The sequence below is a fragment of the Streptomyces gamaensis genome, assembly GCF_042656465.1.
Classification (GTDB): domain Bacteria; phylum Actinomycetota; class Actinomycetes; order Streptomycetales; family Streptomycetaceae; genus Streptomyces; species Streptomyces gamaensis.
This window is the reverse complement of record NZ_JBHSPB010000004.1, coordinates 305,358-319,992: the sequence shown is the minus strand read 5'-3', so window position 1 is coordinate 319,992 and position 14,635 is coordinate 305,358. Positions and strand designations below refer to the sequence as shown.

The 14,635-nt window shown below is 70.7% G+C and carries 13 protein-coding genes and 2 tRNA genes; 9 read left to right on the top strand and 6 right to left on the bottom strand.

What is annotated here, in order from left to right; all coding sequences use genetic code 11:
• Window positions 1-123: 123 nt before the first annotated feature.
• The 3 genes from ACFP1Z_RS08765 to ACFP1Z_RS08755 all read right to left on the bottom strand — a co-directional run bounded on the left by ACFP1Z_RS08765 (window position 124) and on the right by ACFP1Z_RS08755 (window position 3,892).
• Window positions 124-765 (bottom strand): superoxide dismutase, encoded by a 642-nt coding sequence (locus ACFP1Z_RS08765; RefSeq protein ID WP_390315349.1) that lies wholly within the window; start codon window positions 763-765, stop codon window positions 124-126.
• A gap of 165 nt (window positions 766-930) precedes the next feature.
• Window positions 931-2,334 (bottom strand): amino acid permease, encoded by a 1,404-nt coding sequence (locus ACFP1Z_RS08760; RefSeq protein ID WP_390315348.1) that lies wholly within the window; start codon window positions 2,332-2,334, stop codon window positions 931-933.
• A 169-nt stretch (window positions 2,335-2,503) separates the two neighbouring features.
• On the bottom strand, window positions 2,504-3,892 hold the full coding sequence (locus ACFP1Z_RS08755; protein WP_390315347.1) for an amino acid permease: 1,389 nt from the start codon (window positions 3,890-3,892) through the stop codon (window positions 2,504-2,506).
• A gap of 307 nt (window positions 3,893-4,199) precedes the next feature.
• Between ACFP1Z_RS08755 and ACFP1Z_RS08750 the strand changes: the two genes are divergently transcribed.
• Window positions 4,200-4,823 carry a biotin transporter BioY gene (locus ACFP1Z_RS08750; protein ID WP_390315346.1) on the top strand — a complete coding sequence of 208 codons (624 nt, stop codon included), beginning with the start codon at window positions 4,200-4,202 and terminating at the stop codon, window positions 4,821-4,823.
• A gap of 91 nt (window positions 4,824-4,914) precedes the next feature.
• Here the strand turns inward: ACFP1Z_RS08750 and ACFP1Z_RS08745 are convergent, their stop codons facing one another.
• Window positions 4,915-6,351 carry an amino acid permease gene (locus ACFP1Z_RS08745; RefSeq protein ID WP_390315345.1) on the bottom strand — a complete coding sequence of 479 codons (1,437 nt, stop codon included), beginning with the start codon at window positions 6,349-6,351 and terminating at the stop codon, window positions 4,915-4,917.
• Between the two features lie 156 nt (window positions 6,352-6,507).
• Here ACFP1Z_RS08745 and ACFP1Z_RS08740 point away from each other — a divergent pair, with 156 nt between their 5' ends.
• The 3 genes from ACFP1Z_RS08740 (at window position 6,508) to ACFP1Z_RS08730 (ending at window position 9,307) form a co-directional block, all read left to right on the top strand.
• Window positions 6,508-6,996 (top strand): ribose-5-phosphate isomerase, encoded by a 489-nt coding sequence (locus ACFP1Z_RS08740; protein WP_390315343.1) that lies wholly within the window; start codon window positions 6,508-6,510, stop codon window positions 6,994-6,996.
• A gap of 166 nt (window positions 6,997-7,162) precedes the next feature.
• The gene (locus ACFP1Z_RS08735; protein WP_390315342.1) at window positions 7,163-7,972 is read left to right on the top strand and encodes an Fpg/Nei family DNA glycosylase; all 810 of its coding nucleotides are present in this window, start codon (window positions 7,163-7,165) and stop codon (window positions 7,970-7,972) included.
• A gap of 195 nt (window positions 7,973-8,167) precedes the next feature.
• Window positions 8,168-9,307 carry a PP2C family protein-serine/threonine phosphatase gene (locus tag ACFP1Z_RS08730; protein ID WP_390315341.1) on the top strand — a complete coding sequence of 380 codons (1,140 nt, stop codon included), beginning with the start codon at window positions 8,168-8,170 and terminating at the stop codon, window positions 9,305-9,307.
• Window positions 9,308-9,368: 61 nt separating this feature from the next.
• Here ACFP1Z_RS08730 and ACFP1Z_RS08725 read toward each other — a convergent pair whose 3' ends face one another.
• Entirely contained in the window at window positions 9,369-10,448 is a 1,080-nt protein-coding gene (locus ACFP1Z_RS08725) for an acyltransferase family protein (RefSeq protein ID WP_390315340.1), read from the bottom strand.
• A 185-nt stretch (window positions 10,449-10,633) separates the two neighbouring features.
• Here ACFP1Z_RS08725 and ACFP1Z_RS08720 point away from each other — a divergent pair, with 185 nt between their 5' ends.
• A complete protein-coding gene (locus tag ACFP1Z_RS08720) occupies window positions 10,634-10,828 on the top strand; it encodes a hypothetical protein (protein WP_390315339.1) in 195 nt (64 codons plus the stop codon).
• A gap of 98 nt (window positions 10,829-10,926) precedes the next feature.
• Here ACFP1Z_RS08720 and ACFP1Z_RS08715 read toward each other — a convergent pair.
• A tRNA-Gly gene (locus ACFP1Z_RS08715) sits at window positions 10,927-10,997 on the bottom strand.
• Window positions 10,998-11,185: 188 nt separating this feature from the next.
• On the opposite strand from ACFP1Z_RS08715, the gene ACFP1Z_RS08710 reads away from it, so the two are divergent.
• From ACFP1Z_RS08710 to ACFP1Z_RS08695, 4 genes are all read left to right on the top strand, one after another.
• A tRNA-Pro gene (locus ACFP1Z_RS08710) sits at window positions 11,186-11,262 on the top strand.
• Window positions 11,263-11,427: 165 nt separating this feature from the next.
• Window positions 11,428-12,813, top strand: coding sequence for a trigger factor (tig, locus tag ACFP1Z_RS08705; RefSeq protein ID WP_390315338.1), 1,386 nt, complete (start codon window positions 11,428-11,430; stop codon window positions 12,811-12,813).
• Window positions 12,814-13,190: 377 nt separating this feature from the next.
• On the top strand, window positions 13,191-13,796 hold the full coding sequence (locus ACFP1Z_RS08700) for an ATP-dependent Clp protease proteolytic subunit (protein ID WP_390315535.1): 606 nt from the start codon (window positions 13,191-13,193) through the stop codon (window positions 13,794-13,796).
• Window positions 13,797-13,858: 62 nt separating this feature from the next.
• Window positions 13,859-14,512, top strand: a complete 654-nt coding sequence (locus ACFP1Z_RS08695; RefSeq protein WP_390315337.1) for an ATP-dependent Clp protease proteolytic subunit — start codon at window positions 13,859-13,861, stop codon at window positions 14,510-14,512.
• Window positions 14,513-14,635 lie beyond the last annotated feature (123 nt).

Here is a 14,635-nt window from a genome sequence, read left to right as displayed (position 1 = left end):
GGACACGGGGAAGGCCCCCGCGCGAGTCCACCGCGCGGGGGCCTTCGTCGCCTGCCGCGTGAAGGGTGAGAAGACGATCACGAGCAGGCCGTCGGGGGACGCGGGGGAGGGCCCCCGCCGTCGTCACGGCGCGAGCAGCAGGCTGTCGCCCTTCGCCTTCGCCGCGGCGTAGCGCTTGGCCACGTCCTGCCAGTTGACGACCTTCCACATGGCCTCGATGAAGTCCACCTTCTGGTTCTTGTACTGGAGGTAGAAGGCGTGCTCCCAGGCGTCGAAGACCAGGACCGGGGTCGAGCCCTGGCCGACGTTGCCCTGGTGGTCGTAGACCTGCTCGACGATGAGCCTGCCGGTGACCGGCTCGTAGGCGAGCACGCCCCAGCCCGAACCCTGCGTGGTGGCCGCGGCCTTGGACAGCTGCGCCTTGAACTTGGCGAAGGAGCCGAAGGACTCGGCGATCGCGTTCGCGAGCTCGCCCACGCCGTCCTTCTCCAGCGGCTCGCCGCCGCCGTCGCCGGTCATGTTGGTCCAGTAGATGCTGTGCAGGATGTGGCCGGAGAGGTGGAAGGCCAGGTTCTTCTGCAGGCCGTTGACCGCGCCCCACTGGTCCTTGTCCCGCGCCTCGGCGAGCTGCTCCAGGGTGTCGTTCGCGCCCTTGACGTAGGCGGCGTGGTGCTTGTCGTGGTGCAGCTCGATGATCTCGGGGCTGATGACCGGGGCCAGCGCCGAGTAGTCGTACGGGAGTTCAGGAAGTGTGTAGATGGCCATGCCGAGCCCTCCGACTGCTTATTGCAATGAACTTGCAGGTAGACGCTACCAGTAACAGCCTGTCAAAAGCGGGGCAGGGGGAGGCTTCGTCCAAAAGACCGAGGCGGGGTAGGACCTGAAGATCAGGACCAACCCCGCCTCGTCGACGGTGGTGCGGCGGGCGCGTCAGCGGCGGGCGGCCGCCAGGCGCTGACGCACATATCCGGCCAGGACCAGTACGGCGGTGAGCCCGGCCGTGGCGTACAGCTGGACCGCCGTCTCCTCCTCGCGCAGCATCAGGGCCAGGACGGCCAGGATGCCCGCCAGCGCGGCCCAGGTCAGCACCGGGAACATCCACATGCGCACCACCAGCCGCTCCGGCGCCTCCCGCTCCAGCCGCCGCCGCATCGACAGCTGGGTGACGGCGATCAAGGCCCACACCACCAGCACCGCCGCGCCCGTCATGTACAGCAGCCACTTGAACACCGTGTCCGGCCACCAGTAGCTCAGCAGCACCGCGAAGAAGCCGAAGGCCGAGGAGGCCACCACGGTCCGCCGGGGCACCCCGCCGCTGACCTTCCCCAGGAAGCGCGGGCCCTCGCCGCGCAGGACCAGCGAGTGCGACATCCGGGAGGCGCCGTAGATATTGGCGTTCATCGCGGACAGCAGGGCGATCAGCACGATCACGTTCATGATCTCGCCGGCGGCCGGGATGTTCAGGAAGTTCAGCACCGCCACGTACGGGCCGTCCTTGACGATCGAGGGGTCGCTCCAGGGGATCACCGTGACGACGACCAGCATCGAGCCGACGTAGAACAGCGCGATGCGCCACATCGCGGTGCGCACCGCCGAGGCGACGCCCTTGACCGGCTGCTCGGACTCGGCCGCCGCGATCGTCACGGTCTCCAGTCCGCCGTAGGCGAAGACCGACGCGAGCAGCCCGGCCACCAGCCCGTCGGTGCCGTTGGGCAGGAAGCCGCCGTGCGCGGTCAGCTCCGAGCCGCCGGAGGTACCCGGCAGCATCCCGAGCACCGCGAGCACCCCCAGCACCAGGAACACGCCGATCGCCGCGACCTTGAGGGTGGCGAACCAGAACTCGAACTCACCGAAGTTGCCGACGGCCGCCAGATTCGTCCCGCAGAACAGGGCCATGAACAGCAGCACCCACATCCACGAGTCCGTGGCGGGGAACCAGCGCACCATGATGTTCGCCGCGCCGATCGCCTCGACGGCGATGCCCACGCACAGCTCCACCCAGAACATCCAGCCCGCCGCGAAGCCCGCCCACGGGCCCAGCGACCGCTCGGCGTGCACGGAGAAGGTGCCCGAGGCCGGGTTGGCCGCGGCCATCTCGCCGAGCATCCGCATCACGAGCATCACCAGCAGCCCGGAGGCCGCGTACGCGAGCACGATCGCCGGTCCGGCCGCGGCGATGCCCGCGCCCGAGCCCACGAAGAGACCCGCGCCGATCACGCCGCCGAGAGCGATCATCGACAGATGGCGCTGTTTGAGCCCGTGCGAGAGCCCGCCGCCGGGCGGCGGATCGGTGACCGCGCGCCGGGGCGCGGTGCTCGTGGGTGTCCGAGTCATGGTCGTGTGCGTCCCGTGGGGTGAGAGCGGAAAGTTGCCTCAGTGTGAGGTTCATGTTCGCCCAGGACAACATGCGTGACAGAGGTGTCCGATATTCAGGCACCGGGATCACGGTCCGTGCCTGATATGTCGTCAGAAGCGATGTTTTTATGGGGCGGGAACCGCCCGGTCAGCGCGAACGGAGCGCGCGCAGCCCCGCGACGGCGAGCACCAGACCCGTCGCCGCCCCCGACCACAGCAGCTGCGGCCGGGTGCCCGCGTCGGCCAGCATGAGCACCAGCACGGCACCCATCGCCACCAGCGCGGCCCAGGTCAGATAGGGGAAGCCCCACATCCGCAGGACCGGCTGCCCGCCGCTCTCGCGCTCGATCCGGCGCCGCAGCCGCAACTGCGAGACCGCGATCAGCCCCCACACGAAGAGCAGGACCGAGCCCACCGCGTTCAGCAGATACCGGAAGACCGAATCCGGCCATTCCAGATTCAGGATCACCGAGGCGAAGCCGAAGACCACCGAGGCGAGCACCGCCACCCGCGGCACCCCGGCGCCCGAGACCTTCAGCAGGGCACGCGGCGCCTCCCCGCGCTCGGCCAGGGAGAAGACCATCCGGGACGAGGCGTAGACATTGGCGTTCAGCGCCGAGAGCAGCGCCACGAACACCACGATCTTCATGATCTGGCCGGCCCCCGGCACCCCGAGGTGGTCCAGCACCGCCACGTACGGGCTCTTGCCCGGCTCCATCGAGGTCCACGGCAGCAGCGTGACGACGACGGCCATCGAACCGACATAGAAGAAGAGGATGCGCCACACGGCGCTGCGCACCGCCCGGCCCACCGCGCGCACCGGGTCGGAGGACTCGGCGGCGGCGATCGTGACGACCTCCAGACCGCCGAAGGCGAAGACCACCGCGAGCACCCCGGAGACCACCCCGCCCCAGCCCTTGGGCAGGAAGCCGCCCTGCCCGGTGAGATTGGCCAGGCCCGGCGCGTCGGTGTCCGGCAGCACCCCGAGGATCGCCAGCAGGCCGAGCCCGAGGAAGAGCACGATGGCGACGACCTTCAGCGTCGCGAACCAGAACTCGAACTCGCCGAAGTGCTTGACGGTCGCGAGGTTGGCGGCCGTGAAGACCACCATGAACAGCAGCACCCAGGCCCACGTGGGCACCGACGGCAGCCAGCCGTTCGCGATCTGGGCGGCACCCGTCGCCTCGACGGCGAGCACGATCACCAGCAGGAACCAGTAGAGCCAGCCCACCGAGAACCCGGCCCAGCGGCCCAGCGCCCGCTCCGCGTGCACCGAGAAGGCGCCCGAGGCGGGCATCGCGGCGGACATCTCACCGATCATCCGCATCACGAGCATCGCCAGCGCGCCCGCGATCAGATACGAGACGATGATGCCCGGCCCCGCGACCGCGATCCCGGCGCCCGAACCGACGAACAGCCCGGCCCCGATCACCCCGCCCAGGCCGAGCATGGTCATGTGCCGCTGCTTGAGCCCCGCCGACAGAGGTTCCCTGGCGCCGCCGGTCAGCGGCTCGGCGGCGGGCGGTGCGTCGTGCATGGAGGCTCGTAACTCTCGGATCGCGCCGGCCGGGGCGGACATCCCGCCGGTCGGCGCAAAGGGTGCGGATGCTCCCACGATCTCCCGACCCGGCACATCGCGCCAAGCTCTTTCCCGCTCCGCGTGACGAGCATCACGCGTCCCGGATGACCTGGGCGGATTCACGGTGCCCCGGTTTCGGAAGCCTGACAAAGGCACCCGGCCGCCTTTGTCGGCGCACCCAGGTGTCCGGCCCGGCGCGCTCGGCTAACGTCGCCGTGTTCCCGCTGTCCCTGCCTTCTCGTCCCTTCTGCCCGCGGAGTTACCGATGGCCACCGCTGCCCCCCTCGCCCGGACCGGTACGGTCCTCGCCGACGCCGTTTTTCCCGCCCGCCCGGCCCAGAACCTCGCCTCGACCGCCACCCGCGCCCGCGTCCGCGACGCCGCCCTCGTCCTCGGCGGCGCCGCGCTCACCGGCCTCGGCGCCCAGCTCACCGTGCCCGTCCCCGGCTCCCCGGTCCCGGTCAGCGGCCAGACCTTCGCCGTGCTCCTCGTCGGCACCGCCCTCGGCGCCCGCCGCGGCTTCCTGGCCCTCGCGCTGTACGCGCTGGCCGGCGTCGCGGGCGTCCCGTGGTTCGCCGAGGCGCACTCCGGCGCCGCCTTCCCGACCTTCGGCTACGTCCTGGGCATGCTGCTCGCCGCGACCGTCGTCGGCGCCCTGGCCCGCCGCGGCGCCGACCGCTCCGTCCTGCGCACCGCGGGCGCCATGGCACTGGGCTCCGCGATCGTCTACGCGGTCGGCGTGCCGTACCTGGCACTCGCCACCCACCAGTCGACGGGCTGGGCCCTCGCCCACGGCATGGTCCCGTACCTGATCGGCGACGCACTCAAGGCCGCGCTCGCGATGGGCGCGCTGCCCGCCGCCTGGAAGCTGCTGGAGCGCCGCGGCTGAGCCGCCTTCGACACCACGCGTACGGGCCGGGCCCGCACCCTCGCGAGAAGGGTGCGGGCCCGGCCCGTACACGTCGACCCGAGAACCCCGGCTACCGGGCGGCGGACAGCCGGCGGCGGCGGTCCAGCACCAGCCCCACGGCCAGGACCAGCACTCCCACCAGCCCCGACAGCAGCACCTGGGTGCGCCCGTCGTCGTCGGTGAGCATGTAGACCAGCACGAACAGGATCATGCCGATCGTCGCCCACGTCAGATACGGGAACAGCCACATCTTCACGGTCAGCCTCTCCGGGGCCTCGCGCAGGATGATCCCCCGCATCCGCAGCTGCGTGAAGCAGATGGCCAGCCACACGAACAGGGCGACCGCGCCGGAGGAGTTCAGCAGGAACTTGAACACCGTGTCCGGCCACATGTAGTTGAAGAACACCGACACGAAACCGAAGGCCACCGACCCCAGGATCGCGGCCCGCGGCACCCCGCGCCGGTTGGTACGGGCGAAGGCGCGCGGCGCGTCACCGCGCTGCCCGAGCGAGAACACCATTCGCGAGGACGTGTAGAGCGCCGAGTTCAGGCAGGAGAGCACGGCGGTCAGCACGATCACGTTCATCACCTGGCCCGCGTGCGGGATACCGATCGCGTCCAGGGCGGCGACATAACTGCCCTTCTCGGTGATCGCCGCGGAGTTCCACGGCAGCAGCGAGACCACGACCAGGATCGAGCCCAGATAGAAGACGGCGATCCGCCAGATCACACTGTTGGTGGCCTGCCGCACCGCGCGCTGCGGGTTCTCCGACTCCCCGGCGGCGAGCGTGACGATCTCGCTGCCCATGAAGGAGAAGACGACCATCAGCACCCCGGTGAGGATCGCCCCCGGCCCGTTCGGCAGGAAACCGCCCGCGTCCGTCAGATGCGCCAGCCCCACCGCGTCGTTCCGCGCCCCCGGCAGCAGCCCGAACACCGCGAGCCCGCCGAGCACCACGAACGCCGCGATGGCGACGACCTTGATGCCCGCGAACCAGAACTCGAACTCGCCGTAGGAGCCCACCGAGGCCAGATTGGTGGCGGTCAGCACGAGCATCACGATCAGGGCCCAGGCCCACTGCGGGACGGCCGGGACCCAGCCTTCGAGGATCTTGGCGCCGGCGGTGGCCTCGACGGCCTGCACGACGACCCAGAAGAACCAGTACAGCCAGCCGATCGAGAAGCCCGCCCAGCGCCCCAGCGCCCGGTCCGCGTAGGCGGAGAAGGAACCGGAGCTCGGCTGCGCGGCGGCCATCTCGCCGAGCATCCGCATCACCAGGACGACCAGCGCGCCCACCAGCGCGTAGGAGATCAGGATGCCGGGGCCCGCGGCGGCGATGCCGGAGCCGGAGCCCACGAAGAGGCCCGCTCCGATCACACCACCGATGGCGATCATGGACAGATGGCGGTTCTTGAGTCCGGCCTTCAGGCCGGAGTCGTCCGACGCGGGCGCCTGACCGGGATCGCCGGGCGGTGACGCCTTCGTCAGAGTCGGCGGAGCGCTCATGTGCACGGTCCTTAGGTTCTCGGGGTTCGAGCTTGCGGCATTAGAACTTTTCGAACCCGATTTCGGGAAGACCCGAATCCGTATCGTTGTGTTCACCCGCTGTGTCCGGTGGCCCGGTGGCGGCCGCCCCTCCCGGGCCGTGCCACACTCAAGGCCATGCGCGTGTATCTCGGCTCCGACCATGCCGGCTACGAACTGAAGAACCACCTCGTCGAGTGGCTCAAGGCCCACGGCCACGAGCCCGTGGACTGCGGCCCCCACCTTTACGACGCCCAGGACGACTACCCGCCCTTCTGCCTGCGGGCGGCGGAGCGGACCGCCGCGGACGAGGGCAGCCTCGGCATCGTCATCGGCGGCTCCGGCAACGGCGAGCAGATCGCCGCGAACAAGGTCAAGGGCGTCCGGGCCGTACTGGCCTGGAGCGAGCAGACGGCCGCGCTCGGCCGCGAGCACAACAACGCCAACGTGATCAGCGTCGGTGGGCGGATGCACACCCAGGAGGAGGCGACGAAGTTCGTCGAGATCTTCCTGGCCACGCCGTACTCGGGCGAGGAGCGGCACACGCGGCGCATCGAGATGCTCACGCGCTACGAGGCCACGGGCGAACTCCCGCCGATCCCGGCGGGGCACCCGCAGCAGGACTGACCCGGCGAGGCCGTCGGCCGCCCGGCAGGCCGACGGCCCGCCCCGCCCGTCCCCGCCCGCCGGTACCGGGACGCCCCCGCGGGCGGCCCTCCGGCGGGCGGCGCCCGGGCCCACCACCCCACCGGGCCGCGCCCGTTCGCGGCCCCTGTCCGGAGGACCCCCGCCCATGCCCGAGGGCCACACGATCCACCGCCTGGCACAGGACCACCGCACCCTGTTCGCCGGCCGGAACGTCACCGCCGGCAGCCCGCAGGGCAAGTTCTCCGACGGCGCCGCCCTCGTCACCGGGCGCGTCCTCGACACCGCGGAGGCCCACGGCAAACACCTCTTCCTCGGATTCGCCCCCGACACCTGGATCCACATCCACCTCGGCCTCTTCGGCAAGTACACCTTCGGCGGGGCCGAACTCCCCCCGCCCACCGACACCGTGCGGCTCCGCCTCGCCACCGCCTCCGCCTACGCGGACCTGCGCGGCCCCACGACCTGCGCGCTGATCACGGACGCCGAGAAGCAGGCGATACACGACCGGCTGGGCCCGGACCCGCTGCGCCCCGCCGACGACCCCGCCCGCGCCTGGGCGCGCGTGAGCCGCAGCCGCACGAGCGTCGCCGCCCTGCTGATGGACCAGAAGATCGTCGCGGGCGTCGGCAACGTCTACCGCGCCGAGGTCCTCTTCCGGCACGGCATCGACCCGTACCGCCCCGGCCGCGAGCTCACCCGCCCCGAGTGGGACGCGATCTGGTCGGACCTGGCCGCGCTGATGCGCGAGGGCGTACGGAACAACAGGATCGACACCGTACGGCCCGAGCACACCCCCGAGGCCATGGGCCGCCCGCCGCGCGTGGACGACCACGGCGGCGAGGTGTACGTCTACCGCCGGGCACAGCAGCCCTGCCACGTCTGCGGCACCGGCATCCGCACCGCCGGACTCGCCGCCCGCAACCTCTTCTGGTGCCCGGGCTGCCAGCGGCGCTAGCGCGCGCGGGCAACGGCGGGGGGACACAGCAGCGCTGACACCCCGTCAGTTCGCGTGCCGCCCCGGCCCCGGGCGGCCGCCCGGCGCGCGCACCCCTCCGCGCGCGCGGCGCGCGCCTCCACGGGCGCCGACGACACCGTCCCGGCGCGGCGTGAGTCGACGCACCGCCGAATGGGTGGATAAGGTCACGCTGCAATGACTGGTGGTGCAGAGACCCCGACGGCCCGGATGCGCAAAGCACTGCACCGGGCCCGCACGAGCGTGCGCAAAGCCGGAGTCGACCACTTCCGGGGCGACGGCTCCGACTGGCTCGCGCTCGCCGCGCTGCTCCTGTGCGTCCCCGCCCTCGCGTTCGCCACCGTCGCCGCGCCCGCCTGGTGCGCGCCGACCGCCCTCGTCCTGCCCATCGTCGCCGGCGGGCTGCTGCTGCGCCCCGCCAGCCTCATCACCCTCTACGCCGCCGCCGCGGTGGCACTGATCGTCGAGTCCGCCGTCCTGGACCCCGGCGAGTACGGCGACGACGACCGGGTCACCCCCGGCGTCATCCTCGTCGTCGCCGCCGTGGGCTTCTTCGGCCTGCTCATCGCGCAGTTCCGCAGCCGCGTCGGCGTCCCCTGGCGGCGCGGCGGCACCATGCTCTTCGACCTGCGTGAACGCATCCGCGTCCAGAGCAAGCTGCCGCACCTGCCACGCGGCTGGCACCGGGAGATGGCACTGCGGCCGGCCGGCGGGCAGTCCTTCTCCGGGGACTTCGTCGTCGCCTCCCGCACCAACGGCGGCCGCTCCCTGGAAGTCGTCCTCACCGACGTCTCCGGCAAGGGCATGGACGCGGCCTCCCGCGCCCTGCTGCTCTCCGGGGCCTTCGGCGGTCTGCTCGGCTCGCTGCCGCCGCACGCCTTCCTGCCCGCCGCCAACGGCTATCTGCTGCGCCAGGACTGGGAGGAGGGCTTCGCCACCTCCGTCCACCTGGTCCTCGACCTCGACAGCGGCGACTACGAGCTGTACTCCGCCGGCCACGTGCCCGGCCTGCAACTGTGCGCGGGCTCCGGCCGCTGGGAGGAGAAGGCCGCCGACGGCCCGCTCCTCGGCGTCTACGACGGCGCCCAGTTCGATCCGATCAAGGGCACCCTGCGCTCCGGCGACGTCCTGATGCTCTTCACCGACGGCCTGGTCGAGACCTCCGAACGCGACCTGACCGAGGGCATGGACCGGCTCACCGGCGAGGCCGACCGCTATGTGCAGAGCGGATTCCACGGCGCCGCCTGGCACTTGATCGAGGCGGTCGCCAAGGACGTCAACGACGACCGGGCGCTGCTGCTCGTCTGCCGCCACTGACGCCAGGGAAACGTCCCGGCACTCGCCGCACTCGCCGCACTCGTCACTCGTCCCGTGCGCTCTACGCGCTCTTGCGGAACGCCCATTCCATGCGCGGCTCGACCACGCAGCGCAGCACCCGCCGCACCGGACGCGTGCACAGCACCGTCACCATCGCCACCGCCAGCACGGTCACCACCGCCAGGCCCACCGGCTGCCGGATCCACGGCGCCGCGTCGTACCAGTCCCACCACCGGGACAGCTTGATCAGGAAGCCGTGCAGCAGATAGCCGTACAGGGTTCCCGCGCCCAGGGCCGTGAACCACACGGTGCGGCGCGGCACCCACGCGAAGAAGCACGCCACGAGCACCAGCGCCACGGCGAACATGGCCAGTTGGGCGAGCGGCGCCGCCCACAGCGGCGCCTTGAGGGACTGCACCGAGTAGTTGTGGTACAGCCACGAGCTGTCCAGGGCCGAGCCCGCCCAGTAGGCGAGGCCGATCGCGGCCGCGAACACCGGCAGGGCGGCGAGCCGCAGCCACCGCCGGTCGGCGAGCGCGAAGTGCTCCGGCCGGAGCCGCAGGCCGAGCACGAAGAACGGCAGGAACTGCATCACCCGCTGCAGATCGAGGTCCGCGCCGATGCCGGGCGTCGCACTGGCGCCCGTCGCGATCACGAAGGCCACCGGAAGCGGCCACCGCACCACGCTCCACAGCGGGGCGGTCAGCCGCCACACGAACAGGGCGGCCAGGAACCAGTTCAGGTACCAGGGGTTGAGCACCTCGTACGGGTCCGGTTTCGCGTCCTCGAAGCGGTGCTGGAAGGTCACGTACGCGAACTGGAAGACCAGGTACGGCACGACCACCCCGGTCAGCAGCCGCTTCACCTTGGCGGGGCTGAGGTCGAAACCCCGGGAGAAATAGCCGGAGATCACGATGAAGGCCGGCATGTGGAAGGCGTAGACGGTCGTGTAGAGCGCCGTCGCCAGCCGGCTGCCGCCGGTCAGCGGCTCCCACGCGTGCCCCAGCGCGACCAGGACGATCGCGAGGTACTTGGCGTTGTCGAAGAACGGGTCGCGCGGCGCGGAGCGGGCGGGCGCGGCGGGGGAGGGGAGCCTCGTGGCGGCCGTACCGGGCGCGGGAGGAGTCACGGCGGGGGACACCGCACGCACCTTAGCGGCGCGGACCGCACCGGCAAAACGCCGCCGTCCGGGGGCAGGAGACGCCCGTGAACGTCACGCTGCCCCAATATCAGGCCAGTTGGTGGCACGATGGTTGAACGTGTGGGTCCGTGGGGTGGCGTGCCCTGCGGACGGACGGTGCGTTCCGACCGAGGGTGTGATCAGTTGTGGCGATTTCCTTTTCCGTGGTGCTGCTCTTGGCGATCGTTCTGGTGGTGATGCTCCGCGGCGGCCACCTCAAGGGAGCCCCCGCGCTCGTCGCCATCCTTTTCGGCTTCTTCCTCGCCTCCACCGGGATGGCCCCGTCGATCCAGCGATTCCTGACCTCGATCACTTCGACCATAAGCGGCATCAGGTTCTGAGGCGGCGGAACGCTGACAAGGCTGACAAGGCTGACAAGAGCGACAGCTTTGCCGACGGAACGCAGAACGCCTCCGGCCGGTGGCCGGAGGCGTACGAGAGCGGGCGACGGGAATCGAACCCGCGTAGCCAGTTTGGAAGACTGGGGCTCTACCATTGAGCTACGCCCGCGAGCACCGCGCGCGGTGGTCTCCGTGAAGGAGCGCCGCGCGGTACGAAGTGCATCGTAGCGGGTCCGGCGGGCACGCCGCACACCCGGGTGGACGCCGCCCCCTCACCACCGCCGCGTGCCGCGGGACGGCTGCCGGACAACCGGCAGCCGGGGAGGGCCGGGCCATGTACCCTACGACTCGCACCGACGGGGTGTGGCGCAGCTTGGTAGCGCGTCCGCTTTGGGAGCGGAAGGCCGTGGGTTCAAATCCCGCCACCCCGACCAGCAGGCCGTACGTCCGTGCGCGGGCACGGCCAAGATCACATTGTGGGCGTCATCCCGCTTGCGGTTACTATGCAAGCTGCGTGCCCGTGTGTCTTCTTCATACCGGGCGCGGTCCGCTGGATTCCAGCAGCAACCCAGAAGAGTCAGCCCCAAGGAGACCGAACCGTGAAGAGCGCCGTGGAGACCCTGAACCCGACTCGGGTTCGGCTCACTGTCGAGGTGCCCTTCGAGGAGCTCAAGGCCAGCCTCGACGCGGCGTACAAGAAGATCAACCAGCAGGTCACCGTGCCGGGCTTCCGGAAGGGCAAGATCCCGGCCCGCGTGATCGACCAGCGGTTCGGCCGCGGTGCGGTGCTGGAGGAGGCCGTCAACGACGCGCTGCCGAAGTTCTACACCGAGGCCGTCAACGAGGCGGAGCTCAACCCGCTCGGCCAGCCCGAGGTCGACATCACCGAGCTCAAGGACAACGAGCTCCTCTCCTTCACCGCCGAGGTCGACATCCGCCCGGCCCTGGAGATCCCGGACTACTCCGGCATCGAGGTCACCGTCGACAACGTCGAGGTCACCGACGAGGACGTCGAGAAGTCCGTCGAGCAGCTGCGTGAGCGCTTCGCCACCACCGCCGCGGTCGAGCGCGCCGCCCAGGACGGCGACGTCGTGACCGTCGACCTCCAGGCCAAGGTCGACGGCGAGGTGCTGGAGGACGGCGTCGCCGACGGCGTCAGCTACACCATCGGCTCCGGCGAGCTGCTGGACGGCATCGACGAGGCCGTCAAGGGCCTGGAGGCCGGTGGCTCCGCCACCTTCACCTCCGAGCTCAAGGGCGGCTCCGCCGCCGGCAAGGAGGCCGAGGTCTCGGTCAAGGTCACCGAGGTCAAGGCCCGCGAACTGCCCGCGCTGGACGACGAGTTCGCGCAGCTGGCGAGCGAGTTCGACACCCTCGACGAGCTGAAGGCCGACAGCCGCGAGCGGCTGGCCCGCATGCGCCGCTTCGACCAGGCCACCCAGGCCCAGGAGCGCGTGCTCGACGAGCTGCTCAAGCTCGTCGAGGTGCCGATGCCGGAGAAGCTGCTGGAGGACGAGGTCCGTACCCGCAAGCACAACCTGGAGCACCACCAGCTCGGCCAGATGGGCCTGGACCTCGCCAAGTACCTGGAGATCCAGGGCAAGTCGGCCGAGGAGTTCGACGCCGAGCTCAAGGAGCAGTCCGAGAAGGGCATCAAGACCCAGTTCATCCTCGACGAGATCGTCGGCAAGGAGAAGATCTCGGTCGGCCAGGACGAGCTCACCGAGCACCTGATGCGCCGCGCCCAGTCCTCCGGCATGAGCCCCGACCAGTTCGCGCAGGCGGTCGTCGAGGGCGGCCAGGTGCCGATGCTCGTCGGTGAGGTCGCCCGCGGCAAGGCGCTCGCCACCGTGGTCGAGGCCGCCACCGTCAAGGACGCCGACGGCAACGTCGTCGACCTGGACGAGGGTGACGAGGAGGAGACCGCGAAGGTCGAGGCCGCCACTGAGACGGTCGAGGCCGCCGAGGGCAAGACCGAGGCCTGATCCCGCCCGGCCGGTCCCCGCACCGGCCGCGGCCAGGCCGCACAGGCACGCAGGCCGGGCCCGGATGTGTTCGCACGTTCGGGCCCGGCCGCTTGTGCGCGTACGGGCGTCGCACGGGGCGGCATATGCCCCTGGTCGTGCCCCCCGCGCGGCCCCCGGCCAGGGCCCGGGCCCGCGGAACCTGCGCTCAGAGCGAACAGTTCCAGATGCGGGATGGCACCCGCCGAACAGCGCGTTAGGGTCCGTAGATACGAGGGCAGGGGAGACGTTGGAGACGGCCGGGACGCCACCGGCCGCACCACCCCCGACCCCCAGGAGAAGACGCGGAGACGGCCCGTTGCCGTCAGAGACGAGCAGGTGGACACGTGACGAATCTGATGCCTTCCGCCGCGGGCGGGCCTTCCATCGGTGGCGGCCTCGGCGACCAGGTCTACAGCCGGCTGCTCGACGAGCGGATCATCTTCCTCGGCCAGCAGGTCGACGATGACATCGCCAACAAGATCACCGCGCAGATGCTGCTCCTGGCCGCGGACCCCAGCAAGGACATCTACCTCTACATCAACAGCCCCGGCGGTTCGGTGACGGCCGGCATGGCGGTCTACGACACCATGCAGTACATCCCGAACGACGTGGTCACCATCGGCATGGGCCTGGCCGCCTCGATGGGCCAGTTCCTGCTGACCGGCGGCACGCCGGGCAAGCGCTTCGCGCTGCCCAACACCGACATCCTGATGCACCAGGGTTCCGCCGGCCTCGGCGGCACCGCCTCGGACATCAAGATCCAGGCCCAGCAGCTGCTGCGCACCAAGAAGCGCATGGCCGAGATCACCGCGCACCACACCGGCCAGAGCGTCGAGACGATCATCCACGACGGTGACCGCGACCGCTGGTTCACCGCCGAGGAGGCCAAGGAGTACGGGATCATCGACGAGATCATCACGCACGCCTCCGGCGTTCCGGGCGGCGGCGGCACCGGGGCCTGATCCCGGCAGCAGTGCCGATGCCGCATTCCAACTCCGACCGCCATCAGGATGGTGAAACCCGCATGAACATCTCGTCCCCCAGCGGCCTGTACACCGGCCCGACGGCCGAATCCCGCTACGTGGTCCCGCGCTTCGTCGAGCGCACCTCCCAGGGCGTGCGCGAGTACGACCCGTACGCGAAGCTCTTCGAGGAGCGCGTGATCTTCCTGGGCGTCCAGATCGACGACGCCTCCGCCAACGACGTCATGGCGCAGCTGCTGTGCCTGGAGTCGATGGACCCCGACCGGGACATCTCGATCTACATCAACTCGCCCGGCGGCTCGTTCACCGCGCTGACCGCCATCTACGACACGATGCAGTTCGTCAAGCCCGACATCCAGACCGTCTGCATGGGCCAGGCGGCCTCCGCCGCGGCGATCCTGCTCGCCGCCGGTACCCCCGGCAAGCGCATGGCGCTGCCCAACGCCCGGGTGCTGATCCACCAGCCGTCCAGCCAGACGGGCCGCGAGCAGCTCTCCGACCTGGAGATCGCCGCCAACGAGATCATGCGCATGCGCACCCAGCTGGAGGAGCTGCTCGCCAAGCACTCCACCCAGCCGATCGAGAAGATCCGGGACGACATCGAGCGCGACAAGATCCTCACGGCCGAGGAGGCGCTCGCCTATGGTCTGGTCGACCAGATCGTCTCCACCCGCAAGAACTCCGTGACTGTTTGACCCACTGTTTGACCGACCGTTGGATCGCAGTACCGTCGGCAACCCCCTTGGACCGAGTAGGCCCAAGGGGGGCCCGCGCGGGGGCCCCGGCAAGGTACCGTCGATAGGCAAGCACTCGGGTTC

Excerpts from the sequence above, each read along its gene's own strand:
- ACFP1Z_RS08695 (WP_390315337.1), top strand. The coding sequence starts at position 13,859 with ATGAACATCTCGTCCCCCAGCGGCCTGTACACCGGCCCGACGGCCGAA.
- ACFP1Z_RS08735 (WP_390315342.1), top strand. The coding sequence starts at position 7,163 with ATGCCCGAGGGCCACACGATCCACCGCCTGGCACAGGACCACCGCACC.
- ACFP1Z_RS08745 (WP_390315345.1), bottom strand. The coding sequence starts at position 6,351 with ATGAGCGCTCCGCCGACTCTGACGAAGGCGTCACCGCCCGGCGATCCC.
- ACFP1Z_RS08750 (WP_390315346.1), top strand. The coding sequence starts at position 4,200 with ATGGCCACCGCTGCCCCCCTCGCCCGGACCGGTACGGTCCTCGCCGAC.
- ACFP1Z_RS08700 (WP_390315535.1), top strand. The coding sequence starts at position 13,191 with ATGCCTTCCGCCGCGGGCGGGCCTTCCATCGGTGGCGGCCTCGGCGAC.
- ACFP1Z_RS08765 (WP_390315349.1), bottom strand. The coding sequence starts at position 765 with ATGGCCATCTACACACTTCCTGAACTCCCGTACGACTACTCGGCGCTG.
- ACFP1Z_RS08740 (WP_390315343.1), top strand. The coding sequence starts at position 6,508 with ATGCGCGTGTATCTCGGCTCCGACCATGCCGGCTACGAACTGAAGAAC.
- ACFP1Z_RS08730 (WP_390315341.1), top strand. The coding sequence starts at position 8,168 with ATGACTGGTGGTGCAGAGACCCCGACGGCCCGGATGCGCAAAGCACTG.
- ACFP1Z_RS08755 (WP_390315347.1), bottom strand. The coding sequence starts at position 3,892 with ATGCACGACGCACCGCCCGCCGCCGAGCCGCTGACCGGCGGCGCCAGG.
- ACFP1Z_RS08760 (WP_390315348.1), bottom strand. The coding sequence starts at position 2,334 with ATGACTCGGACACCCACGAGCACCGCGCCCCGGCGCGCGGTCACCGAT.